General features: G+C 70.5%; 26 protein-coding genes. 4 read left to right on the top strand and 22 right to left on the bottom strand.

Annotation, left to right across the window (positions count from 1 at the left end; translation table 11 throughout):
- Positions 1 to 8 precede the first annotated feature (8 nt).
- From AC2XR2_RS28755 to AC2XR2_RS28690, 14 genes are all read right to left on the bottom strand, one after another.
- Positions 9 to 632: an OmpA family protein gene (locus AC2XR2_RS28755; protein WP_491516678.1), complete on the bottom strand. Its 624-nt coding sequence runs from the start codon at positions 630 to 632 to the stop codon at positions 9 to 11.
- 8 nt (positions 633 to 640) lie between these two features.
- A complete protein-coding gene (locus tag AC2XR2_RS28750) occupies positions 641 to 1,219 on the bottom strand; it encodes a hypothetical protein (protein WP_491516677.1) in 579 nt (192 codons plus the stop codon).
- A 19-nt stretch (positions 1,220 to 1,238) separates the two neighbouring features.
- Positions 1,239 to 1,862, bottom strand: a complete 624-nt coding sequence (locus AC2XR2_RS28745) for a pilus assembly protein TadG-related protein (RefSeq protein ID WP_491518523.1) — start codon at positions 1,860 to 1,862, stop codon at positions 1,239 to 1,241.
- Complete coding sequence (locus AC2XR2_RS28740; protein ID WP_491518522.1) at positions 1,859 to 2,020, bottom strand: Flp family type IVb pilin; 162 nt, start codon at positions 2,018 to 2,020, stop codon at positions 1,859 to 1,861. Before AC2XR2_RS28740 ends, AC2XR2_RS28745 begins: the two co-directional genes overlap by 4 nt.
- A gap of 112 nt (positions 2,021 to 2,132) precedes the next feature.
- On the bottom strand, positions 2,133 to 2,930 hold the full coding sequence (locus tag AC2XR2_RS28735; RefSeq protein WP_491516676.1) for a response regulator: 798 nt from the start codon (positions 2,928 to 2,930) through the stop codon (positions 2,133 to 2,135).
- Positions 2,931 to 2,974: 44 nt separating this feature from the next.
- Positions 2,975 to 4,435 carry a sensor histidine kinase gene (locus tag AC2XR2_RS28730; protein WP_491516675.1) on the bottom strand — a complete coding sequence of 487 codons (1,461 nt, stop codon included), beginning with the start codon at positions 4,433 to 4,435 and terminating at the stop codon, positions 2,975 to 2,977.
- Between the two features lie 21 nt (positions 4,436 to 4,456).
- Positions 4,457 to 5,344, bottom strand: coding sequence for a DUF5936 domain-containing protein (locus AC2XR2_RS28725; RefSeq protein ID WP_381298530.1), 888 nt, complete (start codon positions 5,342 to 5,344; stop codon positions 4,457 to 4,459).
- A 13-nt stretch (positions 5,345 to 5,357) separates the two neighbouring features.
- On the bottom strand, positions 5,358 to 6,302 hold the full coding sequence (locus tag AC2XR2_RS28720; RefSeq protein ID WP_330264708.1) for a type II secretion system F family protein: 945 nt from the start codon (positions 6,300 to 6,302) through the stop codon (positions 5,358 to 5,360).
- Positions 6,303 to 6,321: 19 nt separating this feature from the next.
- Positions 6,322 to 7,659: a TadA family conjugal transfer-associated ATPase gene (locus tag AC2XR2_RS28715; protein ID WP_330264709.1), complete on the bottom strand. Its 1,338-nt coding sequence runs from the start codon at positions 7,657 to 7,659 to the stop codon at positions 6,322 to 6,324.
- Between the two features lie 13 nt (positions 7,660 to 7,672).
- Entirely contained in the window at positions 7,673 to 8,026 is a 354-nt protein-coding gene (locus tag AC2XR2_RS28710) for a TadE/TadG family type IV pilus assembly protein (RefSeq protein WP_381298470.1), read from the bottom strand.
- A gap of 1 nt (position 8,027) precedes the next feature.
- A complete protein-coding gene (locus AC2XR2_RS28705) occupies positions 8,028 to 8,351 on the bottom strand; it encodes a pilus assembly protein (protein ID WP_123765151.1) in 324 nt (107 codons plus the stop codon).
- 89 nt (positions 8,352 to 8,440) lie between these two features.
- The gene (locus AC2XR2_RS28700) at positions 8,441 to 9,691 is read right to left on the bottom strand and encodes a CpaE/TadZ family protein (RefSeq protein WP_449351713.1); all 1,251 of its coding nucleotides are present in this window, start codon (positions 9,689 to 9,691) and stop codon (positions 8,441 to 8,443) included.
- Between the two features lie 9 nt (positions 9,692 to 9,700).
- The gene (gene cpaB / locus AC2XR2_RS28695) at positions 9,701 to 10,408 is read right to left on the bottom strand and encodes a Flp pilus assembly protein CpaB (RefSeq protein WP_381298466.1); all 708 of its coding nucleotides are present in this window, start codon (positions 10,406 to 10,408) and stop codon (positions 9,701 to 9,703) included.
- A gap of 66 nt (positions 10,409 to 10,474) precedes the next feature.
- Positions 10,475 to 11,371 carry a hypothetical protein gene (locus AC2XR2_RS28690; protein WP_491516674.1) on the bottom strand — a complete coding sequence of 299 codons (897 nt, stop codon included), beginning with the start codon at positions 11,369 to 11,371 and terminating at the stop codon, positions 10,475 to 10,477.
- A 255-nt stretch (positions 11,372 to 11,626) separates the two neighbouring features.
- Between AC2XR2_RS28690 and AC2XR2_RS28685 the strand changes: the two genes are divergently transcribed.
- A complete protein-coding gene (locus tag AC2XR2_RS28685; protein WP_491516673.1) occupies positions 11,627 to 13,324 on the top strand; it encodes a chitinase in 1,698 nt (565 codons plus the stop codon).
- Between the two features lie 64 nt (positions 13,325 to 13,388).
- Here the strand turns inward: AC2XR2_RS28685 and AC2XR2_RS28680 are convergent, their stop codons facing one another.
- From AC2XR2_RS28680 to AC2XR2_RS28670, 3 genes are all read right to left on the bottom strand, one after another.
- Entirely contained in the window at positions 13,389 to 13,874 is a 486-nt protein-coding gene (locus tag AC2XR2_RS28680; RefSeq protein ID WP_491516672.1) for a hypothetical protein, read from the bottom strand.
- Between the two features lie 1,308 nt (positions 13,875 to 15,182).
- Positions 15,183 to 16,493, bottom strand: coding sequence for an Nramp family divalent metal transporter (locus tag AC2XR2_RS28675; protein ID WP_381298458.1), 1,311 nt, complete (start codon positions 16,491 to 16,493; stop codon positions 15,183 to 15,185).
- Positions 16,494 to 16,672: 179 nt separating this feature from the next.
- Complete coding sequence (locus AC2XR2_RS28670) at positions 16,673 to 17,572, bottom strand: anti-sigma factor RsbA family regulatory protein (protein ID WP_491516671.1); 900 nt, start codon at positions 17,570 to 17,572, stop codon at positions 16,673 to 16,675.
- 440 nt (positions 17,573 to 18,012) lie between these two features.
- Here AC2XR2_RS28670 and AC2XR2_RS28665 point away from each other — a divergent pair, with 440 nt between their 5' ends.
- Positions 18,013 to 19,353: a M14 family metallopeptidase gene (locus AC2XR2_RS28665; protein ID WP_381298455.1), complete on the top strand. Its 1,341-nt coding sequence runs from the start codon at positions 18,013 to 18,015 to the stop codon at positions 19,351 to 19,353.
- A 25-nt stretch (positions 19,354 to 19,378) separates the two neighbouring features.
- On the opposite strand, the gene AC2XR2_RS28660 is transcribed toward AC2XR2_RS28665, so the two are convergent.
- The 5 genes from AC2XR2_RS28660 to AC2XR2_RS28640 all read right to left on the bottom strand — a co-directional run bounded on the left by AC2XR2_RS28660 (position 19,379) and on the right by AC2XR2_RS28640 (position 23,744).
- Positions 19,379 to 19,870, bottom strand: a complete 492-nt coding sequence (locus AC2XR2_RS28660; protein WP_449351720.1) for a hypothetical protein — start codon at positions 19,868 to 19,870, stop codon at positions 19,379 to 19,381.
- 83 nt (positions 19,871 to 19,953) lie between these two features.
- Positions 19,954 to 21,432, bottom strand: a complete 1,479-nt coding sequence (locus tag AC2XR2_RS28655; RefSeq protein WP_491516670.1) for a GntP family permease — start codon at positions 21,430 to 21,432, stop codon at positions 19,954 to 19,956.
- A 121-nt stretch (positions 21,433 to 21,553) separates the two neighbouring features.
- Positions 21,554 to 21,964 (bottom strand): RidA family protein, encoded by a 411-nt coding sequence (locus AC2XR2_RS28650; RefSeq protein WP_449351721.1) that lies wholly within the window; start codon positions 21,962 to 21,964, stop codon positions 21,554 to 21,556.
- Entirely contained in the window at positions 21,961 to 22,722 is a 762-nt protein-coding gene (locus AC2XR2_RS28645) for an IclR family transcriptional regulator (RefSeq protein ID WP_123762788.1), read from the bottom strand. Before AC2XR2_RS28645 ends, AC2XR2_RS28650 begins: the two co-directional genes overlap by 4 nt.
- Positions 22,719 to 23,744, bottom strand: coding sequence for a sugar kinase (locus AC2XR2_RS28640; RefSeq protein WP_381298528.1), 1,026 nt, complete (start codon positions 23,742 to 23,744; stop codon positions 22,719 to 22,721). Before AC2XR2_RS28640 ends, AC2XR2_RS28645 begins: the two co-directional genes overlap by 4 nt.
- 186 nt (positions 23,745 to 23,930) lie before the next feature.
- Here AC2XR2_RS28640 and AC2XR2_RS28635 point away from each other — a divergent pair, with 186 nt between their 5' ends.
- Both AC2XR2_RS28635 and AC2XR2_RS28630 read left to right on the top strand, forming a co-directional pair.
- Positions 23,931 to 25,175, top strand: a complete 1,245-nt coding sequence (locus tag AC2XR2_RS28635) for an amino acid deaminase (RefSeq protein WP_491518521.1) — start codon at positions 23,931 to 23,933, stop codon at positions 25,173 to 25,175.
- Positions 25,176 to 25,201: 26 nt separating this feature from the next.
- On the top strand, positions 25,202 to 26,806 hold the full coding sequence (locus AC2XR2_RS28630) for an N-acyl-D-amino-acid deacylase family protein (RefSeq protein ID WP_381298447.1): 1,605 nt from the start codon (positions 25,202 to 25,204) through the stop codon (positions 26,804 to 26,806).
- Positions 26,807 to 26,824: the final 18 nt, after the last annotated feature.

Raw genomic sequence — 26,824 nt, 5'->3', positions numbered from 1 at the left:
CCTCCACTTCAGCTTTCCCCTCGCGGGAACGACACCTCCACCCGGCGGTTCTTCTTGCGGCCCGTCTCTGTGGTGTTGGAGGCGATCGGGTAGTCCTCGGAGTAGCCGCGGACCTCGTAGGTGATGCCTGAGTCCTTCAGTTCCTGGTCTAGGACGTCCTGTACGGCGTTGGCGCGTTGGCGGGAGAGGGTGAGGCCGTGGGCGTAGCTGCCCAGGTTGTCGGTGAAGCCGAAGACGCGGATCTGGGTGGCGCTCTGGTTCTTGATCTCCGCGGCGATCGCGGAGATGCGGGCTCTCGCCTCGCCGTTCAACTTCGCGCTGTCCTTGCCGAACAGGACCTCCGCCTGGAGGGCGAACTTCACGTCCGCGTTGGTGTCCTCGCGGCGTTCGTCCCCGCTCTGGTCCTCGACGACCTGCTTGATGTCCAGCACCTTCGGCTCCGCCAGGGTGGCGCCTTCGGGGAGCTTGAGGTCGGGGTCGTTGGGGTCGACCTCGACGGGGGCGGTGGCGGAGGGTTCGGTGCCCGGGGGGACGCTGGGGCTGTCGTCGGCGTGTGCGGTGGGGACGAGCGTGACGGTGAGGAGGGCGGCCGTGGTGAGGGTGAGGGCCAGGCGGGGGGTGGTCGTCGTCATGGGGTGCCTCATCCGGAGATCTGGATGGTGGCCGAGGCGAAGGTGGGGAGCTGGAAGTCGACGTCGGTGGTGCTCGTCGGGGGTGCCGGGAACTGCATGAACACCGGGATGGAGGCGCCCGCGTCGATCCTCGGCATGCCCGTGGTCGTCAGGGGGCGGCCGTCCGTGTCGCGCAGGACGTAGTAACGCTTCTTGGACTTGGAGTCGACGAGGGTCGCCCCACCCAGCGACGAGCCGTGCCGGATGATCTCGGTCTCGTCTCCCGCTGTCCGCACCGAGACCCGGGCCGCCTTGGCGCCGTCGTTCTTCATCTCTCCGCTCACCGTGAGGAACCCTCCGGAGTCCCGCTGCACGGAGTCGATCTGAAGGGTCAGTCCGTCCTCTCCCTTGAGTTCTGCGATCGGCTCGTCCGTGCCCTCTTGCGTGCTCGCTCCGGAACCGCCGCCCTTGGATGCGGACGCGGACGCCTCCGGCTTCTTGTCGTCGCCGCCCCCGCCTCCACAGCCGGCCACGCCGACGGCCAGACCGGCCGCGATCGTCAGCGCGACCATCCCCCTGCGGGCCTTCGCCGTGAACCGAATGCTCATCACTGCTGTTCCTTCACCACTAGTTGTTCGAATCGGCCAGATGGACGTCGAAGAGATCCTCGGGCCCGGGGAGGTCGGTGAGGTCCTCCGGGTCCAGGGTCCACTTGCCGTCGTCACATGTGAGCGTCGGCAGCAGGTCCGCGTCGGCCGCCTCCGCGTCGGCCGCCTCCCCTGGGAGCACGAACTCGCAAGCCGACTCGATGACCGCCGTGGCCGGCGCCTTGGACCTCTTGTTCTCGGTGCCGGGGACGATGGAGTCACCGACCGTCTTGTTGGTGGTGGCTTCGACCTCGTAGCCCGGCGGCGTTCCCTGCAGCGGCGTGCAGGCGACCGTAGCGTCGTTCTGTGCGGCCAGTTGGTCAGCCCGGGCGCAGCCGTCGAACGGCACCCCGAGGCCGTCGAAGATGTCCTGCCACTTGGTCGGGTCCCGGACGTTTCGCACCCACTCGTCGGTGAGTTGGTCCCTGGTGTCCAGAGCCGCCGCCAGTGCCGCGGCGTCGGCCGCCGTCTGGGCGCCGTTCCGATTGGCTCCGGCCTGCCCGACCGCCAGAAAGGCGAACGCGAGAAAGAGCAGGCCCGCCACCACCGTGATGTAGATGGGGAAAGCCTGCCCTGCGTCGCCGTGCCGCCGAACCTGGTTCAGGCGCCGATGACTTCGTCGATCTTGTCCACGATCGCGTCGTAGATGGCCTGGCCGATGTCCGTCCCCGTGATCGCCAGCACGATCGCCACCACCACCGCGATGATGCCGAGGTACTCCACCGCGGTCTGACCCTCGTCGCGCTTGAACCGGTTGTTCATCGTGTGACCCTTCGGTGTCGCCGCCATCGACAACCGGAACGTAGACCTGCTGATCCTGGTCGGCGCAGGGCCCCTGGGCCCAAATCCGGGCCCAACCTGGCTTCGGCACGGGTCATCCCACCCCTCGGCCCGAACTCGGCGCCGTGCCCAGCCACTTCGCCGCTGCCTCCGCGCGGCTGGTGCTGTGGAGTTTGGCGAAGATGCGGTTGATGTGGTTCTTGACGGTCTTCTCGCTGATGAAGCAGGCGGCGGCGATCTGCTGGTTGGTCATGCCGGATGCGATGAGGTTCATGATCTCCGCCTCCCTCGCGCTGAGTTGGTAACGCGACCGGTCCGAGGACGACTGTCCCACAGATGGTTGCAGTTGCGAAAGCGCTTTGCCAGATGTAGGTGATAGTTCATGGGTTGAGTGGTTCTTTACGTGTGCATTCGCATCGCGCAGCTGCTGCATCAGCGCACTCGCCGCCGTCGGGGTGAGATGTGTGCGGCCCCGCACGGTGTCCCGTACGGCCGTCACGAGCTGGTCCGTCGTGAACTCGCCGTGGACCAGGTAGCCGTCGGCTCCGCCGCGCAGTGCCTCGCGGACCGTCTCCGGTTCTCCGCTGTACGTCAGCATCAGCACCGGGGCGATCGGGACGAGGTACGGCAGTGCCGAGATGCCGTCCACGCCCGGCATCCGGACGTCCAGCAGGATCACGTCCGGGCGGTGGCGGCTCGCGGCCTCGTACGCCTCCCTGCCGTCCGCCGCCTCCGCCACCACCGTGATGTCCTCGCGGCCCGAGAGGAGCGCGGTGAGGCCCGCGCGGACCACGGGGTTGTCGTCGGCGACGACGATCCGGACGGCGGGGGTGGGCGGGGCCGTCGGGAACAGTGCGAACGGGGTGACGGCGTGCTGGGGGTCGTTCTGCATGGCGCGGCCTCCTCTCGTGCTTGCTCTCGCGTTCGGGTGGGGGGTCATCGGGCCGGTCCCGGGGGCGGCAACGGGAGTTCCAGGAGTACTTCCGTGCCCTGTGCGTGGGGGCCTTCGCCCAGGTGGAGGTGGGCGCCCGCGGACGCGGCCCGTTCCACCATGCCGACCAGGCCGAAGTGGCCGGTCCTGCGGAGGTCGTCGAGGGTGGTGTCGGCGGGCAGGCCGCGGCCGTCGTCACGGACGCTGATCCTGAGCCGGCCGTCCTCGAGCTCCGCGCTCACGTCGATGCGGGTGGCCTCCGCGTGACGGTGGGCGTTCTCCATCGCCTCCTCGGTGATGGAGAGGAGCTGGCGGGCCACCGGCTGCGGGATCGCGGGTGCGGGGTGGGGGCGGGTGGGGGGACGGTAGGTGGTGGGGAGCGTGGTGCGGGTGGCGAACTCCGCCGTACGTACCGCCAGTTCCTCCAGTACGTCGGTGCTCTCGGGCTGCTCGCTGCGCAGGTCCGTGAGGAGTTCGCGGGACTCCGTCGCCGCTCTGCGGGCCGCGCGGGCCACCAGTTCGGCCTGTTGCTTGAGCAGGGCCGGGTCGGGAGTGGTGGCGGCGGCCGACGTCGCCAGGCCCTCCGCCGCCAGCGCCACGCCGTGCAGGGTCTTCGCCACCGAGTCGTGCATCTCCCTGGCCAGGCGGGCCCGTTCCTCGCTGATCGCCTCCGTCACCGCCAGGCGGGCCCGGATCGCGGTGAGGGCCTGGGTGGCCGTCCCGAAGCGGAGCAGGAGGTTGCGGAGGGTGGAGCCGACCGCGCCGGTGATCACGCAGAAGCCGGGGAGGAGGAGGGTGTCCGCGGGGGTGGTGTCCGAGTGCGGGAGGGCGGTCTGGGCGAGGAGGAGGATCAGGGACTGGAGGGACGCGAAGACCGCGGCGCCCCGCCAGCTGTAGGCGATGCCGGCCAGGAGGGGGGTGCAGACGCTGACGTACGCGAGCGTGGTGTCCGGGCCGGCGGAGATCAGCAGGAGGCTGCCGAAGAGGGTGTCGGCGGCGAGGAGGGTGGGGTGGCGCAGGAGGAGGGGGCCGAAGCGTTCCCAGTCCCTGAAGAGGGCGTACGAGACCATGAAGGTGACGACGACCGCTGCGCCGACCAGGCGGGTGCCGAGGCCGGGGTTGGCGTTGAGGAGAGCGGCGGGGGCGGCGAGGGCGATCATCGCCAGGCGGAAGCCGAAGACCTGGCGGCACATGGCCTGGAGGGCGTTGACCTGGATGGCGAGTGCGGGTTCGGATGCGGAGGGTGCGGGTTCGGATGCGGAGGGTGCGGATTCGGGTGCGGAGGGTGCGGGTTCGGATGCGGGTGCGTGGGGGTGCGCGTGGTTTGTGTTTCCACCCGCACCACCCGTGCTGCTTTCGTCGTCGGGTGCGGGTGGCCCCTGTGGGGGCTCAGCGCCATCGGCGGCCGCGCGGCCGCGCCGCAGGGCTCGGGCCCGGTTCGGCCTTCGTGCGTCCGTCATCGTCATCTCCCCACCCCCTCTTTTCCTCTACTCCCCCGTGATCGACCCGAAGTCCGTCCCCGAGCCCAGCAGCAGGCCCGCCGCCAGCAGCAGCATCGTCGCCGGGACCATGAACGTGGTGATCATCATCGTGGCCTTGGGGACCGCGCGGGCGGCCTTGCGGCGGGCGTTCTGGGCGTCCGTGCGGCGCATGTCCTTGGCCAGGGAGACCAGGGTGTCCACGATGGGCGCGCCCAGTTCCTCGCCCTGCTGGAGTGCCGTCACGAACATCGCGACCTGTTCGGAGTCGTTGCGGCGGCGCAGTTCCGCGAAGGCCTGGCGGCGGCTCATGCCGAGGTCCATCTGGCGGAGTGTGATGCGGAGTTCGTCGGCCCAGGGACCCTCGTACTTCGAGGCCACCCGGTCGAGGGCCTGGCGGAAGCCGAGGCCCGCGCTCACCACCACCGCGAGGACGTCCAGGAAGTCGGGGAGCGTGCGCTCGATGACGTCCTTGCGGACCCGGATCGCCGACCAGATGCCGACCTCCGTCCAGAACGCCCCGAAGGCCAGGAGCAACAACGCCACGAGCACCTGCCCCCGCAGCAGGAACACCAGGAAGCCCAGGGCGCCGAGGAAGCCGTAGACCGCCCTGCGGGCCGCGTAGCGGTTGATGGTCAGGCCGCCGGGGTTGCCCGCCAGGTCGATCTTGCGGCGGTACTTCGCGACCTGCTTGGGGCCCATCAGGCGCAGGACCGCGGGGGCGTAGCGCATGCCCATGCGGTCGATCAGGGAGTCGACCGCGCCGGTGCGGGTGGAGCCGACCTCCAGTGCCAGCACCAGGTCGCTCGGCAGTTTCGCCTCCGCGCGGTACATGCGGAGGCCGGTGAAGACGCCCCACACGCTCACGGCCATCAGCAGGGCCAGTCCGAGTGCGATCACGGCCGCCCCCTCAGACGTCGATGCGGGACAGGCGGCGGATGAGGATGAAGCCCACCGCGTACAGGGCGAACGCGATGATCACCGCGGCCTGGCCCAGTGGTGAGCCCGTCATGCGGTCCAGCGCGCCGTCCTTGACGCCGTTCATCAGGAAGAGTGAGCCGATGCCGAGGACCGGGACGGCGTACGACGTCATGTTCACCTGGGAGAGCTGGGTACGGACCTCGCGCCGGGTCTCCTTGCGCTCCTCCAGCGTCTCGGTGAGGTTGCGCAGGGCGCTGACGACCTGGCCGCCGGCCCGGTTCGACAGCACCAGGGTCGTCACCAGGACCACCAGCTCCCGGGACGGCAGCCGCTTCGCCATCTCGTCCAGCGCGTCCTCCATGGACACGCCGAGCGCCAACTCGTTGGCCACCTTGCCCAGTTCCTCCCCGGCCGGGGCCTCCAGTTCCTCCGCCGCCATGCCGATCGCGGTGCGCAGGGCGAGGCCGGCGTGGGTGGCGTTGGCCAGGATGCGGGCCAGTTCGGGGAGTTGGTTGATGAACTTCTCGATGCGTTTCTGGCGCTGCCAGTTGAGGAACTGCACCGCCGCCCATATGCCCACCAGTCCGGCGAGCGGGCCGAAGAAGGGCGCCAGGGTCGCCTGGCCGATCAGCCACAGCCCCCCGACCAGCCCGATCATCGCGGCGAAGAACTCTCCCGGGGTCACGTCCAACCCCGTGGCCGCGAGCCGCAGTTCGAGCTGCCGGCCGAGCCGGGTGCGGCGCAGTCTGCGGTCCAGGTCGCGGAAGTGCCGCCGGCGGCCGGTGTACGACACCTGCCCCGCGGCCGTCAGCCGGTCGACGAGGGCCGCCCGCTGGGCCCGGCCCTTGGCGTAGACGTGGACGCCGACGACGGCGACCACGCAGGTCAGCAGGGCTGCACCGGTGGTGAGATCGACTAGGGTCGCGAGGTCCATGGGGTGGTTCCTACCTGTCCTACCGGGCTTCTCGGATGGCCAACTGGCTTGCGGACTCGGCCACGCCGAAGGCCTGGGGCGTGGGCTGACTCGCCATGTAGAGGCGGTCGACGGTACGGCGGGGCAGCGGGAAGTACTCGAACCGGCCGTAGATCCGGCCGTCCGCCGCCATCGGCTGGGCGTTGAAGCGGGCCACCGTCACCAGCCGGTACGGCTCGCTGCCGTTGCTCTCGAGCAGCGCGATCTCGGTGATGCGACGGGCGCCGTCGGCGAACCGGGTGAGCTGGATGATCACGTCGACCGCGCTGTTGATCTGGTCGTGCAGCGCCTCGAAGGGGATCTCCACCTCGGACATGGAGGCGAGGGTCTTCAGCCGCATCAGGGCGTCCTCGGCGCTGTTGGCGTGCACGGTGGCCAGCGAGCCGTCGTGGCCGGTCGACATCGCCTGGAGCATGTCGAGGGACTCGCCGCCGCGGACCTCACCGACCACGATCCGGTCGGGGCGCATACGGAGGGAGTTGCGGACCAGGTCGCGGATGGTGACCCGGCCCTGGCCCTCCACGTTCGGCGGGCGCGACTCGAGGCGGACCACGTGCCGTTGCTGGAGCTGGAGTTCGGCCGAGTCCTCGATGGTGATGATCCGGTCGCCCTCGGGGATCAGCCCCGAGAGGGCGTTGAGGAGGGTCGTCTTCCCGGTGCCCGTCGCGCCCGACACGATGATGTTGAAGCGGGCCTGCACCAGGCCGGCCAGCAGGTACAGCATGTGCTCGTCGAGCGAGCCGAAGCCGGCCAGTTCCTGGAGCGTGTAGGAGCGGGGGAAGCGGCGGATCGTGAGAATGGCGCCGGTCAGGGACAGCGGCGGGATGATGACGTTGACGCGCTCGCCGGACGGGAGGCGGGCGTCGACCATCGGGTTGGTCTCGTCCACGCGCCGGTTGACCGTGGAGACTATTCGCTCGATGGTCTGCATCAACTGGTCGTGGGACGGGAAGCGCAAAGGCAACTGCTCGACCCGGCCGCCGCGTTCGACGAAGATCGAGTCCGGTCCGTTGACCATGATCTCGGTGATGGAGGCGTCTTCGAGCAGCGGCTCCAGGATGCCGAGGCCGAGCGCCTCGTCGACCACCCGCCGGATCAGCTGCGAGCGCTCGACCGTCGACAGGACCGGTCCCTCACGGCTGATGATGTGCCCGAGCACCCGCTCCAGCCGGGCCCGGCGCTCGGCCGCCGCCAGCGAGCTCATCTCCGCGAGGTCGATCTCCTCCAGGAGCTTGGCCCGGTAGGAGGCGACCAGGTGGCCGTCCTCGCCCCGACTGCCGTTCTCCTCGGGGGTGTTGATGCGGGACCGCAGACTCATGGGGGTACCTCGTTCAGTGGTCGAGCGGCATGGTGGCGGTCTTGACGGCGGGGTCGAAGTCCCAGCCGGGGACGATCGACGGGATCTGGACGGTGGCGGTGACGGTGACCGAGTCGCCGCCCCCGCCCTCGGCACAGGAGACGGACAGCCAGTCGCTGATCGCGTTGACACAGCCGTCCTGCGCGCTCAGGTCGAGCGAGGCGGCCCGCGCCCCGGCCCTGGCCGCCGTACCGGCCTGCTGGGCGGTGTAGGCGATGAGCCCGATCTGGACGCCGGCCATGGCGACGAGGATCAGGATCGGGATGAAGCCGAGGTACTCGATGGCCACTTGGCCGCGGTCGCGAAGGCTCCTGTGGGGGTACGACATCTCAGTCCTTGTCCTCCTCCACCGCGCCCGCGTGTCCGTCGACCTGGAAGGGGAAGGCGAGGGCGCCCGGGAACAGGACGGGGACGTCCAGGTGGACATCGGCCGTGACATAGCCGCCGCCGGTGCTGCAACTCACCTGGCCGCTCCAGGCGCCGGGCAGCTTGTCCAGTCCCGCCTGCTCGCACGCGGCCTCCCGCTCCCCCGGCGCCGCCGCCGTCGCGGCCCGTACCGCCTCGTCCGCAGCATTCCCCGCGAGCGTGAAGGTGTACCCCAGCAGCACGAACTGCCACAGCAGCACCAGGGTGACCAGGATCAGCGGGGTCATCCCGAGGAACTCGATCGTCACCTGCCCCTCATCGCGCCGGAAGTGCCGGAAGCTCCGGAAGTGCCGGAAGCTCCGGAGCGGCCGGGCCCTCACCTCCCCAGCTCCCTGCGCCGCCGGAAGCCCAGCGAGCCGCGCTCCCGGCCGCCGTTGCGATGGGAGTTCGCCTCCGTGCCCTTGACCAGGCCCAGTTCACCGGCGAGCGTCCACAGGGCCTGCTTGACCGTGCTCTTGGCGTCGAGTTCATGGACCCGGCCGGCGTCCACCGCGCCCTGGAGTTCCTTGAAGTTCGCCGGGATCACGGTCGCCGCGACGCCCGTGCCGGTGATCTTCTGGATGAGCGGGGCCTGGATCTCCGTACCGCGGCTGTGCCGGTTGACGACGACGGTGGTCTCCTCGGCCTTGCGCACCTGGAGCCGGTCCCACATCCGCACGGCCCGCTTGGCGCCGCGCACGGCGACCACGTCCGGGGTGGTGACCAACAGGGCCGTGTCGGCCATCTCCACGACGGCCGCGCCCGCTCCGCTGAGCTGGGCCCCGCAGTCGACGACGACGACCTCGTAGCGGGAGCGCAGGGCGGAGACGATCTGGCGGGCGGCCCGCTCGGTGACCTCCTCGCCGCGTTCGCCCTCGCCGGGGGCGAGCAGCAGCGCGAGGCCGGTGTCGTGGGCGAACACGGCGTCGGCGAGGACGCGGGGGGAGATGTCGGTGATGGCGGCGAGGTCGACGACCGAGCGGCGGAACTGCACGTCCAGGTAGGAGGCCACGTCACCGGTCTGGAGGTCCATGTCGAGCAGGGCGGTGGCGCGTCCCGACGCCTGGGCGGCGAGGGCGAGCTGGATGGCGGTGGTGGTGGCACCGACGCCGCCCTTGGCGCCGCTGACCGTGACGACGGTGCCGCCGACGCCGGTGAACACGTCGGTGGCGGCGCCCAGGTGCCGTCGTACGCCCACCGACCACTGGGCGACCGCGTGCACCCGGGTGGCGAGCTCCTCGTAGCCGAGCGGGAGGGCGATGAGGCCGCGGGCGCCGTAGTCCATGGCGGCCTGGAAGAGGCCGGGGCTGACGTCGGAGGTGACGAGGATGACGCCGACGGCCGGGAAGCGCAGGGCGACCTCACGGATGAGCTCCAGGGCCGGGACGGGGCCGATCCGCTCGTGCACCACGACGACCTCGGGCAGCTCGTCGATCGACTCGGAGGCGAGGCGCGCGAGGGTGTCGATGAGCTGGGTGGAGTCGGTGACCGGGGCGACCGGTTCGGCGTCCGGGAGCTGGCTGAGCAGCGTGGTGAGGGAGCGGACCGCGTCCGCGTCGCCGACTGCCGGGAGGATCCTCGTGGGCATGGCGGCCTCTCACTTGTCCTTCGCGAGTTCGTACGTGCGCTCCTGCTCGGGCACGGTCCCGGTCTCGCCGGGGGCGACCAGCGCCAGCCGGACCCGCTTGGCGAACGACTCGGCGTATGTGATGCGCTGGGCGTCGAGGGCGGAGAGGGCGAAGGTGATCGGGACGCCGTCCGTGGGCTCGCGCGTACGGTCGTCGGCGTCGGGCGTAAGGGCCTTGATCTCCCCCACGTCCAGGACCCGGGCGTTCGTCACGATGATCTTCGACTGGTCGGGGTCGCCCTCCTTCTGGCCCTCGAAGGTGGCGTAGACGTTGACCGCGGAGCCCGGGGTGATCTTGCCGGCGACTCCGGTCGCCGCGTCGATCATGATGGCGACCTCCTGCTGCCCGGGCTGGAGCGCGGGCTGGGCGACGATCATGTCGCTCTGGAGCAGGGAGCCCTTCTTGAGGGTCGTCACCGCGATCTTGTCCTTGAGGGCCGCGAGATCGGTGACCGCGTTGGCGGACAGCCAGCGCTCGGGCATCTCGGTCTTCACGAACTGCGCCGCGGTGAGCTTGGTGTACGGCTGGATGTCGTCCTTGACCTCGTACGCCGTGACCTCGGGACCGACCTTGGACTTCACGTCGTTGATGACGGACAGCACGCCGGCGAAGGCCGCGAGGGCGCCCAGGACCGACAGGAGCAGGAGTATCACGCCGCGGCGCTGACGGGAGTTCATGAACCGTACAACCTCGTTGGGGGGCTCGGTCGAGCGGAGTCGGGGACGGGGGCGATCCGGTACGGATCACCCGGCGGGCAGTTGGTGCTGGTGTTCCTGCCGCTGTTGCAACTGGGGTACGGGTGCCACCGGTGCGGTGGCCGAGCAGAAGACGCAGCGGTCTCCGATGACGTCGATACCGCACCAGTGACAGATGTTCTGCCGTACCGAGGTGACCAGTTGGTAAAGGACGGACAGGTCGGGCAGGAAGGTGCAGAACTCGATCAGCTTGCCGGTGCCCCACCACTCGGCGGACTCGGCGGGCAGCGGGGCCTCGCGCAGCCCCTGGATCCGCCAGGACTTGGCGAGGCTCCCGGAGACCCAGTCGGACTGGAGCTGGCCGCGGGCGACCAGCATCGAGGTGGCGAACTCCGGTCCCGCCAGCGTGGCGTCCGGGGCGATCCGCACGAGCTGCGGCTGGGGGTGGGCGAGGACGGCGAACTGGCTGCCCGAGACCCAGGACTTGGCGTGCGACTTGAGCCCGACGGGGACCCGGTCGAGCCTCGCCACCGAGCCGAGCAGCGCGCCCGCGTGGATGTAGTGGGTGAGCAGCCGGCCCGCCGAGGCGAGGACGCCGGGGCTGAGGTCGCAGGAGGCGAGCTGTCTCAACTGGCGGGCCAGGACGGCGAGTCCGAGGGGTGGCAGATCGGGCTGGAACAGGGCGATCCGGTCACTCTCCAGCAGGGACCGGACGGTGCGCAGCCGCTGGTCCACCGCCGGGGGCACGGCACGGGAGTACACGACGATCACATGGCCGTGCTGGTCGATCAGCGTCTGGAGCGCGGCGAGCGAGTGGTCCAGCGGCTGCCGGTCGAGGCCGTCGAGCACGACGGCGGGCAGGGTCCGCTCGTCCTGCGCCGGCAGCGCCATGTCGGCGCCGGTCACTGCGATGGCAGTTGGCACGCGCAGCTCCCCGTATCCCATGCCCGAGGGCCCGACGGATCACTCCGGCGCACCCGGTCGACTTCACTGCGTGACTACCTGAGCACTGTAACCACGGGTCTGTGACCGGAGAACAGCGAATCTGTGACTTCCTGACCTGCGTGCGGGATCAAAACCGGGCTATTACCGCCCAGATGGGGCGCACTTGCCACGTGCGTGGGCCGGAGAAGGGCGAGTTGCGCAGCCATTCGCGCCGACCTCCTTGACAGGGCATTGGTCTGGACCAACTCTCTTGTCATGCCCATACTCAGCAGCACACGGCTCCGGGCGCTCCGGACGCTCTGGACGACGACCGCCGTCGCGGCCCTCGCCCTCGGGTTCGCGGGGCCCGCCTCCGCCGCCGACGTCAACAACGCGAAGAACGCCGGCTTCGAGTCCGGCCTGTCGGGATGGACCTGTTCCGCGAGCAGCGGTACGACGGTCTCCTCCCCCGTGCACGGCGGCTCGGCCGCGCTGAAGGCGACACCGGCCGGGCAGGACAACGCGCGCTGCGTCCAGACGGTGGCGGTCAGGCCCAGCTCGACGTACACGCTGAGCGCGTGGGTGCAGGGCGGCTACGCCTATCTGGGCGCGACCGGCACCGGCACCACCGACGTGTCGACCTGGACCCCGGACTCCGCCTCCTGGAAGCAGCTGACGACCACCTTCACCACGGGCGCCGCGACGACCTCGGTGACGGTGTACACCCACGGCTGGTACGGCCAGGCCGCGTACCTCGCGGACGACGTGTCGGTGTACGGCCCCGACGGCGGCGGTGGCGGTGCCCCGGTCCCGACGATCCCCGCGGCGCCGGGCGGCCTGACGGTCTCCGGTACGTCGTCCTCGTCGGTCTCGCTCGCCTGGAACGCGGTGTCGGGGGCGACCGGGTACAACGTCTACCGCGACGGCACCAAGGTCACGGCGGTGACGGGGACCTCGGCGACCGTGACCGGGCTCGCCGCGTCGACGTCGTACGGCTTCCAGGTCACGGCGACGAACTCGGCGGGTGAGTCGGCCAAGTCCGGGACGGTGACGGGCAGGACCTCGGCGACGGGCGGCGGCGGGGGCGCGGTGCCGAAGCACGCCGTCACCGGGTACTGGCAGAACTTCAACAACGGGGCGACGGTCCAGAAGCTGTCGGCCGTGCAGTCGCAGTACGACATCATCGCGGTGGCGTTCGCGGACGCGACGACGACGCCGGGGGCGGTGACCTTCAACCTGGACTCGGCGGGGCTCGGCGGGTACACGGTCGACCAGTTCAAGGCGGACATCAAGGCGAAGCAGGCGGCGGGCAAGAAGGTCATCGTCTCCGTCGGCGGCCAGAACGGCACGGTGTCGGTGAGCGACTCGGCGTCGGCGGCGAACTTCGCGAACTCGGTGTACGGGCTGATGCAGACGTACGGCTTCGACGGGGTCGACATCGATCTGGAGAACGGGCTCAACGCGACGTACATGTCACAGGCGTTGAGGTCGCTGGCCGCGAAGGCGGGCTCCGGTCTGGTCCTGACGATGGCGCCCCAGACGATCGACATGCAGTCCACGTCCAACGCGTACTTCCAGACCGCGCTGAACGTGAAGGACATCCTCACGGTCGTCAACATGCAGTACTACAACAGCGGTTCGATGCTCGGTTGCGACGGCAAGGTGTACTCGCAGGGCTCGGTGGACTTCCTCACCGCGCTGGCGTGCATCCAGCTGGAGGGCGGACTGACGCCGTCCCAGGTGGGGTTGGGACTCCCGGCGTCACCCAGCGGGGCGGGCAGCGGTTACGTCTCCCCGACCGTGGTGAACAACGCCCTGGACTGCCTGACGAGGGGCACGGGGTGCGGGTCCTTCAAGCCCTCGCGGACCTACCCCGACCTCCGCGGCGCCATGACCTGGTCGACGAACTGGGACGCGGCGGCGGGGAACGCGTGGTCCAACGCGGTGGGGCCGCATGTGCACGGGTTGCCGTAGCGGTCGCCCGCGGCGCGGCTGGATCGGGGGCCGCAGAACCTGAGCTCCGCGGACCCTTCCACGCTCACACCAGCGGCTTGTAGTACCCCAGGACCGGGGCCAGTTGGGCGAACCACGCGCCCAGCGGGTCCCGGCCCTTCGCGTCCACGACGCATTCGTAGACGCGTCCGTCGAGGTGGATGACGGCCATCATCAGCGTCTTGCCGTTGGGGCCGGCCTTGTAGTGGACGCTGCGGATCTCGTGCCAGGGGAACTCGGCGGAGTGACCGTGGTCCTCGAAGGCGACACCGGCGGAGTCGACGACGATGGAGTTGTGCCGGTCGACCGCCATGAACTCCGGCCCCTCGGTGGGTTGTCGGGGGTACGGCGGGGGCACGGGCTGCGGGTACGGCTGCGGGGCGACCGGGTGGGCGTACGGGGGTGGGGTGGGGTGACCGTAGGGCGGGGGCGTGTAGGGGGGCGGGGCGGCTTGGCCGTACGGCGGGGGCGGCGGGGCGGGCTGGCCGTAGTGAGGCGCCACCGGTGGCATCGACACACCGAACCCGGGCATCGCGGAAGGGGGCGGTCCGAAGCCAGGCGGTGCGGGCGTGGGCGGGGCCCCGGCCGGTGAAGCGGGTACGACCTCGACGGTCTGACCTGGGGCTGGTGCAGCCGGGGGCTGCGGGACAGCCGCATGCGGGCCGGGAGGCTGAGGCATCAAGGGCGGCTCGACCGGAGGGTACGGACCGGGGGCCGGTGAAACCGGGGGCTGCGCGGCATGCGCATGTGGGCCGGGAGCCTGGGAAACCGAAGACGGCTCGACCGGTGCCCACGCTCCCGGGAGTCGGTCGGTGGGGGCTTGTGGCGACGGAACCGGGGCCGGAGGGGTGGGCGGCTGCTCGGCAGGTGTCTGCGGGACCGGGGTGGTCGGCTCGGCTTGAGTCTGTGCGGTGGCCGACGGTGGCGTCGCGGTCGAGGGGGTCGGTGGGGCGATGACCCAGTCCGCTTCCGGGGAGGGTGCGGTGGCGCCCGGCGCGTCCGGAACCGGGTCCGTGGGTGGGGTCGGCCCGGAGGGAGTCGGTGGCGTGGTCATCTTCGTCGGCCCTCGTCGCTGGTGTGGTTCCCGGTGGCCGAGGATATCCGGCCACCCCGGCAGCCGAAGCAGGCCGTGCCCCGAGGGCTGGGGCGGGCCGGAACTCCGGCAGCCGAACCGGGCCGGACCCTTGGGGGCTGGGGTGAGCCAGGCCCCCTCGGCCGGAGCACAGCAGACGCCAGGCAGCCGAAGCAGACCAAGCCCCCGGCAGCCGAAGCAGACCGGACCCTTGCGGGGGCTGGGGTGCGCCAGGCCCCCAAGGCCGGAGCACAGCAGACGCCAGGCAGCCGAAGCAGACCAAGCCCCCGGCAGCCGAACCGTGCCGGACCCTTGCGGCGGCTGGGGTGAGCCAGGCCCCCTCGGCCGGAGCACAGCAGACGCCAGGCAGCCGAAGCAGACCGGACCCTTGCGGGGGCTGGGGTGCGCCAGGCCCCCAAGGCCGGAGCACACGGGACGCCAGGCAGCCGAAGCAGACCGAACCCCCGGCAGCCGAACCGGACCAGCCCCGGACGCTTAAGCCCCCCGGCAACCAGAGCAAACCGGACCCCAGACAGCCGAAGCAGACCAAGCCCCCGGCAGCCGAAGCAGACCGGGCCCCGAGGGCTGGGGTGACAGACACGGCACGCGTCCGTCGCCGTTGCGGCGCAACGAGATCTGTCGGTCCCGTCACCCTCGCGGCGCAAGGAGGTCCGTCCGGCCCCGCCACCCCCGCGTCGTCCCCTTGCCGAAGGCGCCCCCGGCGCGCCTTCGCGGCCGTCAAAGGGACCCCGGCAACAGAACTCCGCGTCAGAAGAACTCCGACCACGGCTGGTCCCAGATCTGCTTCACGCACAGGATCAGGAACAGCAGGCCCGCGATCACCAGCATCCCGTTGCTCACCGGGCCGTTGCGCCACTCCCTGGGCGTGCGGGCGGAGTTGAGGAGCCAGATCAGGGTGCCGGCGAGGAAGGGGAGGAAGGCCGCGCCCAGGACGCCGTAGAGGATGATCAGGCGGAAGGGCTGGCCCTGGAAGAGCAGGACGATGGGCGGGAAGGTCAGCCACAGCAGGTACGCGCGGAACGGCCACGAGCGTTCGCGGGCCCCGGAGGCGACCTCCGCGCCCTTCTGCTCGCCCTGGCCCCGGAAGCGGGCCACGAAGTCCGCGAACATCAGGCTCACCCCGTGCCAGACCCCGATCAGCGAGGTGAAGGAGGTGGCGAAGAAGCCGATCAGGAAGAACTTCGCGGTCGCCGAGCCGTACTCGTCCGCCAGGATGTCGCTCAGCTGGATGAGCCCCTTGTCGCCGCTCGCGATCGCCACGTTGGCGGAGTGCAGCAGCTCCGCGCCGACGAAGAGCATGGCGACGACGAAGATGCCGGTGGTGATGTACGCGACCCGGTTGTCGAGCCGCATCACCTTCATCCAGCCGGTGTCGGTCCACCCCTTGGCGTTGACCCAGTAGCCGTACGCGGCCAGCGTGATGGTGCCGCCGACCCCGCCGATCAGGCCGAGGGTGTTGAGGATCGAGTCCTTCTCGTCGGGCAGGACCGGGAGGAGGCCCGCGAAGGCGTCCGCGAGGTTCGGGGTGACCCTGATCGCCAGGTACACCGTCACCACGAACATGACGCCCACCAGGACCGTCATGACCTTCTCGAAGACCGCGTACTTGTTGAACCAGACGAAGACCAGCCCGACGAGGCCGCAGGCGACACCCCACCATTCGAGGTCCATCACGTCCGGGAACAGCGCCTGGAGCGGCAGCGCGCTCGACGACATCGCCGCGGCGCCGTACACGAAGCCCCAGATCACCACGTAGACGGCGAAGAACCAGGTGGTCCAACGGCCCAGGCTCGCCCAGCCGTCGAACAGGGTGCGGCCGGTGGACAGGTGCCAGCGGCCCGCCGCCTCCGCGAGGGAGATCTTCACCAGACAGCCGATCACCGCCGCCCACAGCAGCGTGTAGCCGAAGTTGCTGCCCGCGATGAGCGTGGCGACCAGGTCACCGGCGCCGACACCGGTCGCCGCGACGACGATCCCCGGGCCGATGTACCGCCAACTGGACTTGCGGGGTACGGAACTCGCCTCACCGGTCACTGTGTTGTCCGTGGTGTCCGCCATGAAGGTCAAGAAACCCTAAAGATCGGGGACGGGCAAGAGGGCGTGCTGTGAAGGAAATCAGACCCCGCCGGGAGCGTGTCCAGGGCGTTGGTGGCCAGTTCGCTCCTCCCAGCGGCGGTTGGGGGTGGGCGGCTCATTCCCTACCTGCACCCCACCTGTACGCCGCCCCACCTGTACGGCTACGCATACTGAAGCCGTACGGTCGCCCCGTCCCGGTCGTCGCGTACGTCTACGTACGCGCACACCTGGCGCGCGTACCAGAGCCCCTGGCCGGGCTCCAGGTCGGTGGCGTCCGGTGGGACGAACCCGGCGAGGGGATCGTCGACCCGCCGCTCCGCGCGCAACTCGCAGACACAGTGCGCCCCTTGGCCCCACAGCAGCGCGGTACCGGACCGCTGCCCCAGGGCCCGGGCCGCCTCGTCCACGGCCGTCGCGAACAGCTCCGCGTCCGCCGGAGCCAGCCCACGGTCCCGCGCCTTGCGCTGTACGGCGTCGGCGCCCAGGTCGCCGAGCAGTTCCGCGTCCGGTGGCGGCGGAGCCAGGGGTACGGCGTTCAGCTCGGCGGTGAGCCGTACGGGATCCTCGTACACGCCGGTCCCCGGGTGGGCCCGGCGAGCGGCTTCGACGATGGCGGCTCCCGCCGTGCGGGTGTCGTAGACGCACAGGGCGGTGGTGGCGAGCGGCGCGAACAGCAGGTTGGCGAGCGCCTCGTACCTGATCCACTCCGTGGCCTCCCGCGGGGAGCGACCGGCCCTGCCGTTCCAGACGGGCTCCATGAGCAGGTGGATGCGCCCACCGGGTCCGGCGTGGGAGGCGAGGTAACCGGCCCCCTGCGCGACGGCGTTGGCGGCGGACCCGGTGTACCAGTCGGTGTGGTCGATGAGGACCGCCTGCTCGGCGTCCGGGCCGAGGGCGTCCCGGAGCAGGCCGAGGTGGTGGGGGGAGGCGATGGCCGCGGGCGGGGGTTCGCCGGGGGCGTCGAGGGCTTCGCCGAGGAAGGGCAGGGCCGCGGTGAGGAACTCCTCGTCGGTGGAGTGGACGGACATGCGGTGGTCGAAGGGGGTGGGGGGTCGGGACATGGAGGTCCTTTGGTCGCCGGGACGGTGCGGGCGCGGGTGAGCAGTTCGCGGCCCGCGGCCTGCTCTCGGCGCCGGTCGACGAAACGGGTCGTCTCGACCGGCAGGTGCCGCATGATCAGCCAGTCCTCCGGAGTGGGGGCGGAGATCCCACCGTGGTCCCGGTTCTCACATATATGCACGTACGGCTCACACCCGCGGGTGCACTTCCGCCGGGACCGCGCCGTGGTGCGCCGATCCGCGTACACTCCGCCGCCGCTCGCCCCACCAAGGACACACAGCGGACGCACAGTTCAGGCCATCCCGGCTTTATTCGCTCTTGACCTGACCATGTCATACGCAGACGATGAGCGCACACCCGCACCTGTACGTCGCTGAACCACCCCCCGCTCCACTCCCCACTTCCGGAGATCCCGGAATCCCTGGAGAACACAGGAGACTTCATGCGACTTCGCATACGCGGTTCCGGCACCCGCGGCGGCACCCGCTACGCCACCCTCGCCGCCGTCGCCTCCCTCATGACCTTCGCGCTCGCGGCCCCGCTCTCCGCGAACGCCGACAGCGCCCCGAAGGCGGCCCCGAGCGCCGAGGACGTCCGGCAGTACGAGATCCACCAGCACACGACTCCCGTGACCCGCACGGCGATCCAGCAGAGCGGGGTGACGGTCGACGAGGCGGACGAGGAGACGGTGGTCGTCTCCGGGCGGGCCTCACAGATCAAGAGACTGCGCCAACTCGGCTACGAGGTCGAGCCGTTGGGAGCCGCTCCGGACCGGGTCGCGCCCGGTGAGGCCCGGCTCTTCGACTTCCCCTCGGCCGACTCGCGGTACCACAACTACGCCGAGATGAACGCCGAGATCGACCAGCGGATCGCCGCCTACCCGAACATCATGAGCAAGCGGGTCATCGGCACGTCGTACCAGGGCCGGAACATCGTGGCCATCAAGATCAGCGACAACGTGGCGACCGACGAGGCCGAGCCGGAGGTGCTGTTCACCCACCACCAGCACGCCCGTGAGCACCTCACCGTGGAGATGGCGCTGTACCTGCTGCGCGAACTCGGCGCGGGCTACGGCAGCGACTCCCGGGTCACCGACATGGTGAACAACCGGGAGATCTGGATCATCCCCGACCTCAACCCGGACGGCGGCGAGTACGACATCGCGTCCGGCTCGTACCGCTCGTGGCGCAAGAACCGGCAGCCCAACTCCGGTTCCTCGGCGGTCGGTACGGACCTCAACCGCAACTGGGCCTACCGCTGGGGCTGCTGCGGCGGTTCCTCCTCCTCGACGTCCTCCGAGACCTACCGGGGTACGGCGGCGGAGTCGGCGCCCGAGGTCAAGGTGGTCGCGAACTTCGTGCGCAGCCGGGTCGTCGGCGGGGTGCAGCAGATCAAGACGAACATCGACTTCCACACGTACAGCGAACTGGTGCTGTGGCCCTACGGGTACACGTACTCCGACACGGCGACCGGGATGACCGCCGACGACAACGCCGTGTTCAAGGCGGTCGGGCAGAAGATGGCCGCGAGCAACGGGTACACGGCGGAGCAGGCGAGCGACCTGTACATCACCGACGGGTCGATCGACGACTATCTCTGGGGCACGCACAAGATCTTCTCGTACACCTTCGAGATGTATCCGTCGTCCGGCGGTGGCGGGTTCTACCCGCCCGACGAGGTGATCGAGCGGGAGACGTCACGGAACCGGGACGCGGTGCTGCAACTGCTGGAGAACTCGGACTGTATGTATCGGTCCATCGGGAAGCAGGCGCAGTACTGCTAGGCCGACAGCGCCGGTTCCCGGCGTCCTAGTCGGTTTCCGTCGGCTCCTCTTCGAAGTACTCGTCCATCACCGCGTCCAACTGCCCGTCCCACTGGGCGAAGTCGGATCGTGACGCCGCCTCGATCTCGATCGGGTACCAGCGGCGGTCGGGGGTGTGGACCGTGATGGTGTAGCGCTTCCCGAACCGGGGTGTCTCCGTCTCGATCGCGCCGATCTCGTCCCAGCGGAACTCGCAGGACTGGTCGTCGAGGGAGAGGCGGACGCCCCGGTGGTCGGCGACGATCCTCGCGCGCCGGTCGGCGGCCTCGAAGACGGGGCCCTCGGAAGCCTCCTCCTCGGTGGGCTCCTCGGCGGCCTCTTCGGCAGGCTCCTCGACGACCTCCTCCGCGGTCACCTCCGCCTTCTCCGGGCCGGACTCCGCCTCGCCGGACACGGGTGAGGTGAGCCCGGGGATGAAGGCCGGGTCGAACCCGGCGCCTTCCAGGGGCTGGCTGCTCGAACCTATGCGCTGCTCCACAGCGGGCAGTATGGTCGACGATCCTGTGCGGCACACAGCCGGCCCCTACATCGTTATCGGACGCCTACATGGGGCTACAACACCTACACGAACACACTCAGTACGGCCGCCACCACGAACCCCGCCACCGACAGCACCGACTCCAGTACGGTCCACGTCTTCAACGTGTCGCGTTCGCTGATGCCGAAGTACTTGGCCACCATCCAGAAGCCGCCGTCGTTGACGTGGGAGGCGAAGATGGAGCCGGCCGAGATGGCCATGATGACGAGGGCGACGAAGGCCTGGGAGTGGTGGCCCTCGGAGAGCAGGGGCGCCACGATGCCGGCCGTCGTCACGATCGCGACCGTCGCCGAGCCCTGGGCGACGCGCAGGACGACCGAGATCAGGTACGACAGCACGAGCACCGGCAGTCCGACGTCGTTGAAGGTGTCCGAGAGGGCCTGGGCGACCCCGCTGGCCTTGAGGATCGCGCCGAAGACCCCGCCCGCACCGACGACCAGCAGGATGTTGCCGACCGGCTTGAGGGACGCCGTCGACACCGTCTCCAGGGACTTGCGGGACCAGCCGCGGCGGATGCCGAGCAGGTAGTAGGCGAGGACCAGGGCGATCGTCAGGGCCACGAAGGGGCTGCCGAAGAACTCGATGACCGAGCGGCCGGTGGAGGGGGCGAGCGCGATCGAGGAGAACGTGGCGGCGAGGATCAGGACCAGGGGCGTACCGATGATGCCGAGGACCGTGCCCAGGGGGACGGGGTCCTCACGCGGTACGACGCCCTGGGCGCGCTGCTCCTCGATGACCGCCTGCCTGGCCTCCGCGGCCGCCTCCACCATGTCCTGCGGTACGGCGACGAAGATGCGCCGGCCGACCCAGGCGGACCAGGCCCACGCGGCCAGCACCGCCGGGATGCCGCAGACGATGCCCATGAGGATCACCCAGCCGAGGTCCACGTGCAGCAGACCGGCGGCCGCGACCGGGCCGGGGTGCGGGGGCAGGAAGGCGTGGGTCATCGACAGGCCCGCCAGCAGGGGCAGGCAGTAGAGCAGGATCGACTTGCCGCTGCGCTTGGCCGCCGCGTACACGATCGGCGCGAGCACGAAGATGCCGACGTCGAAGAAGACCGGGATGCCGAAGATGAGACCGGTCAGGCCCATGGCCAGCGGTGCTCGCTTCTCCCCGAACAGGTTCAGCAGCCGGGACGCCAACACCTCGGCGCCGCCGCTGACTTCGAGGATCGCGCCGAGCATGGTGCCGAGGCCGATGATGATGGCGACATGGCCGAGGATGCCGCCCATCCCGGACTCGATCGTGGACACGGCGTCGGAGCGCTGGACCGTGCCGAAGAGTTCGGTGACCGACAGGCCCGCGAGCAGGCCGACGGCTATGGAGACGCCGAGCAGGGCGACGAAGGGCTGGAGCCTCGCCTTGATGATCAGGAAGAGCAGCAGGGCGATACCGAGGGCGGCCACGGTCAGCAGACCCGCGGTGCCGTCGATCAGGAGGAGCAGGCCACCGGTGTGGGGTGGGGCCTCGGGGGTGGTGGCGGCGAGCGGAAGGGACGACATGGGGGGTCCTCTGGGTAAGTACATCCGGCTTTCGGGCAGGGGGGAGCGCGGCATGACCGCCCGTGCGGGGGTCATGCCGTGTACGTCGTGCGGGAGTTGGGGGATCTTCGGCGGAGAGGTGTCAGCCGAGGACGGCCAGCGCGTCGATCTCGATGAGCAGGCCCGCGGGGAGACCGACGTAGACCGTCGTGCGCGCGGCGGGAGGCTGGGTGAGGCCCTGCTCCTCGAAGTAGGTGTTGTAGATCGAGTTCATCTCGGCGAAGTGGTCCACGTCCGTCAGATAGACGCGGATCATCATGACGTCGTCCCAGGTGGCGCCGCCCTCCTCCAGGATCGCCTTGACGTTGGCGAGGGTCTGGAGGGTCTGCTCGCGCAGGGTGGGCCCGGCGGGCGTAGGGGGCTGCCCCTCGACGGCGGGCAGGAACCCGACCTGCCCGGCGACCTGGAGGATGTTGCCCTTGCGCACCCCGTGGGAGAACTTCGCGGGCGGGGTGGTGTGGGTCTTCGGGGTGAGCGCGATCTTGTCCGTCATACAGGTTCCTTCGCTGTTGTTCTGCCGGAGTACTCGCCGCTGATGGCATCGGCCGTACGGCGGACCTGGGGGAGCAGGGCGAGGAGTTCCTCGGCGGTGACGACGACGTTCGGCGCAGAGACCGACATCGCGGCGACGACCCTGCCGTCGGCGCCGCGGACCGGGGCCGCGACGCAGTTGATGGACTCCTCGTGGCCACCGAGGTCGGTGGCCCAGCCCTGTTCGCGCACCCGCTCCAACTCCTTGAGGAAAGCGGGGGCGTTGGGTGTCGAACGGGCCGTGTACAGGGGGTATTCGAGCTTGTCGGCGAGGGCCTGGCGCTCGGCCTCGGGGAGGTCGGCGAGCAGCAGCTTCGCGACCGCGGCGACGGTGATGGCGACGGGCTTGCCGATTCGCGAGTACATCCGCACGGGGTAGCGGCTCTCGACCTTGTCGATGTAGAGCACCTCGTCCTCCTCGTACACGGCGAGGTGGACGGTGTGCCCACAGCTCTCGTTCAGCCGTACGAGATGGGGGTGGGCGATCTCGCGGATGTCGAGGTTCTCCATCGCCTCCTGGGCGAGGGCGATGAGGCGGGCGCCGAGGCGGTAGCGCTGGTCGGACTGCCGGTAGACCATGCCGTGTTCGTGGAGCGTGCGGAGGAGTCGCAGCGCAGTGGACTTGTGGACGCCGAGGCGCTCGGCGACCTGTCCGAGGTCGGCGGGGCCCTCGGCGAGCAGGGGCAGGATGCTCAGCGCGCGATCGACGGTCTGACTCATGGGGTGCGTACCTCCTCCGGGGCGGTCCCGACCTGCGTCCAGCCGGGACCGAGACGAAGTCTCCCCCACGCGTCGTCCCCGAGGGCGGCGAGGCGGTCGGCGTGTGCGCGGGAGGGGGGTACGGCGAGGTCACCGGGGACGGTGAGGGCGGCGGCGGCCCAGAGATGACCGTGCCGGAGCCGGTCCCGGAGGGGCAGGTCCCGGAGCGTCGCGGAGAGGAACCCGGCGGCGAAGGCGTCACCGGCCCCGGTGGTGGCGACGACGTCCACGTCCAAGGCGGAGGCCCAGGTGACCGACTCAAGGGGCGCGGGGAACTGCGCGACCAGCCCCCACTCAGCCGCACCCGAAACGAATGCGGTCGCCCCCTTCGCCCCTTGCTTCACCACCAGCACCGAAGGCTCAGGCAGTACCGCACGAACCTCAGAAGGCCCCCCCGTGACCCCCCACGCCTCCTCCGCCTCGTCCTCCCCCACGAACACGATGTCCGCCCCCCGGGCCAGCTCCAGCAGCACCCGCGGTCCCTCCGCGTCCCGCCACAACCCGGCCCGGTGATTGACGTCGAAGGAGACAAGGGGACGGTCCGACCGGGGAGCCGTCAACTCACGCAGCAGCGAGAGGCACGTATCCGACAGAGCAGCCGTGATGCCCGACAGATGCAGCACCCGCCCCGCCCGCACCGAAGCCATGTCCACGTTCGCCACCGACATGGCCGAAGCCGCCGACCCCGCCCGGTAGTACGCGACCTCATGCGCATCGGTCGCCCGATCCCCCGCGGTACGGAAATACACCCCCGTGGGCCGCTCGGAATCCCGCCCGACCGCAGAGGTATCGACCCCGTACCCCCCGACCGTCTCGACCAGGTGATCCCCGAACCCGTCGACCCCGACCCGGCTGACCCACCGCACCGCGAAGCCGGCGGCAGCCAACCCGCACGCCACGTTCGACTCCGCCCCGCCGATCGCCCGCGAGAAGGACGGCACGTCGGCGAGCCGCCCCGGCCGACCGGGCAGGAACGTGACCATGGACTCGCCGAGCGCGACGACGTCCACGGCGTCGGGGGCATTCACGATGGTCGTAGCTCCTTCATTGACCCGGCATTCGCCAGGATGTTAGACAGCAGTAAGCGTTATACGCAATGAACGTTGCACACACTGCAACGCACCTCACCAGGAGGCCTCGTGTCCGGTACCGAAGCGCTCGCCCGCCTCATGGAGGACCGCGTCGACCACCGCTTCAAGGGCCTCCCCCCGGACGCGGACGGCCTGACCTTCGCCGAGCTGACCGCCCAGCGCCGCAACCTCTTCACCGACGGCTTCACGACCCCCGTGCTGGCCCTGTCCGCCGAGCGCCTGGAACACAACCTCGCGCTCATGGAGTCGTACGCCACCCGCCACGGCCTCGCCTTCGCCCCGCACGGCAAGACGACCATGGCCCCCCAGCTCTTCCAGCGGCAGATCGAGCACGGCGCCTGGGGCATCACCCTGGCCGTCCCCCACCAGGTCCGGGTCGCGCGGGCGTACGGCGTCCAGCGGGTCTTCCTCGCGAACGAACTGGTGGACCCGGCGGCCCTGAGGTGGATCGCCGGCGAGCTGGCGGGCGACGAGACCTTCCGCTTCGTCTGCTACGTCGACTCCGTGCGCGGAGTCGAGCTGATGGACGCGGCGCTGCGCGGGGCCTCCCGCCCGGTGGACGTCGTGGTCGAACTGGCCGCCGGTGAGGGCGCCCGCACCGGCGTGCGTACGGAGGCGGAGTGCGCGGCGGTCGCCGACGCGGTCGCGGCCACCGGGACGCTACGGCTGGTCGGGGTCGCCGGGTACGAGGGCGAGGTCCCGCGGGCGGACCCGGAGCGGGTGCACGCCTGGCTGCGCCGACTCGTGGCCCTGGCCGCCGACTTCGACAAGGCGGGGCGCTTCGCGGCGGCGGGACTCGACGAGATCGTGGTCAGCGCCGGCGGCAGCGCCTGGTTCGACGCGGTCGCCGACGTCTTCGCCGAGATCCCCGAACTCTCGCTCCCGGTACTGAAGTTGCTGCGCTCCGGCGCCTACGTCTCGCACGACGACGGCCACTACCGCAAGCTGACGCCCTTCAACCGGATCCCGGAGGAAGGCGCGCTGGAGCCCGCGTTCCGGCTGTGGACCCAGGTCGTCTCGCGCCCCTCCCCCGACCAGGCGTTCACCAACGCGGGCAAGCGGGACGCGGCCTACGACCTCGACCTGCCCTTCGCCCAGGTGGTGCGCCGCGACGGCGCCGAGCGCCCCGCCACCGGCATCGAGGTGACCGCCCTGTCCGACCAGCACGCGTGGCTGCGCACCGCCCCCGGGGCCGAGCTGGAGGTCGGCGACTGGGTCGGCCTCGGCCTGTCCCACCCGTGCACGTCCTTCGACAAATGGCAGCTGATCCCGGTCGCGGAGGCGGACGGCACGGTCGTCGCATACATCCGTACGTTCTTCTAGAGGTTTCCAGGAGCGGGAGGTCCGGCATGGAAGAGCTCGTCATCCGGGACGTGGACGTCGTCGACGGCAGCGGCGACCCCTCGTACCGCGCCGACGTGGTCGTGGACCGCGGCCGGATCGTGTCGATCGTCAAGGAGGCGGCCGACGCGGGCTGCCAGCGCCCCAAGGCCCGCCGGGAGCTGGACGCGGAGGGTCTCGTCCTCTCCCCCGGCTTCATCGACATGCACGCCCACAGCGACCTGGCCCTCCTGCGCGACCCCGACCACAGCGCCAAGGCCGCGCAGGGGGTCACGCTGGAGGTCCTGGGCCAGGACGGGCTGTCGTACGCCCCGGTCGACGACCGCACCCTGAAGGAGGTCCGCCGGGCCATCGCGGGCTGGAACGGCCACGGCGACGACATCGACTTCGACTGGCGGACCGTCGGCGAGTACCTGGACCGCCTGGACCGGGGCATCGCCGTCAACGCGGCCTATCTGATCCCGCAGGGCACGGTCCGCGCCCTCGTCGTCGGCTGGGAGGACCGCGAGGCGACGCCCGAAGAGCTGGACCGTATGCGCCGGTTGGTCGCGGAGGGCATGGAACAGGGCGCGGTGGGGATGTCGTCCGGGCTGACCTACACCCCCGGCATGTACGCCGAGGACGCCGAACTCACCGAGCTGTGCCGGGTGGTGGCGCGGTACGGCGGCTACTACTGCCCCCACCACCGCTCGTACGGCGCGGGGGCCCTGGAGGCCTACGCGGAGATGGTCGCCCTGACCCGGGAGGCCGGCTGCTCCCTCCATCTCGCCCACGCCACCATGAACTTCGGGGTGAACAAGGGCCGGGCGCCGGAGCTGCTGGCCCTCCTGGACGAGGCGCTGGCGTCGGGCGCCGACCTCACCCTCGACACGTACCCCTACACCCCCGGCTCCACCACCCTGGCGGCGCTGCTGCCGAGTTGGGCGAGCGAGGGCGGTCCGGAGGAGGTCCTGAAGAGGCTCGCGGACGACGACACCGCCGAGCGCATCCGCCACGACCTCGAGGTCGTCGGTGCGGACGGCTGCCACGGGGTGCCGGTGGACTGGGACACCATCGAGATCTCGGGGGTCACGGACCCCGCGCTGGCGGAGTACGTCGGCCGCCGCCTGGACGGCTGGACGACCGCCCGCCGCCTGCTCCTCGCCGACCGGCTGGCCCCCTCGATCCTCCAGCACGTCGGCCACGAGGAGAACGTCCGGCAGATCATGCGCCACCCGGTCCACACCGGAGGCTCGGACGGCATCCTCCAGGGCGCGAAACCGCACCCGAGGGCCTACGGCACGTTCCCCCGCTATCTCGGCACGTATGTGAGGGAGTTGGGCGTCCTCTCCCTGGAGGAGTGCGTCGCCCACCTCACCTCGCGCCCGGCGTCCAGGCTCCGCCTGCCGGACCGGGGCCTGGTCAAGGAGGGCTACCGCGCGGACCTGGTGCTGTTCGATCCGGAGACGGTGGCCCCGGGCTCGACCTTCGAGAACCCACGCCGACTCCCGACGGGCATCCCCCACGTCCTGATCGACGGCGAGTTCGTGATCGAGGAAGGCGAACGCACAGAGGTCTTGGCGGGCAGGGCGGTCCGTCGCAGTCCCATGCAACGGAACGCCCGACGCTTTTAGGGGCGCGGGGAACGGCGC

The organism is Streptomyces sp. LS-MS-L19, from assembly GCF_058382285.1.
Note: the sequence above shows the minus strand (reverse complement) of the source record. Positions and strands in the feature narration are given on the sequence as shown.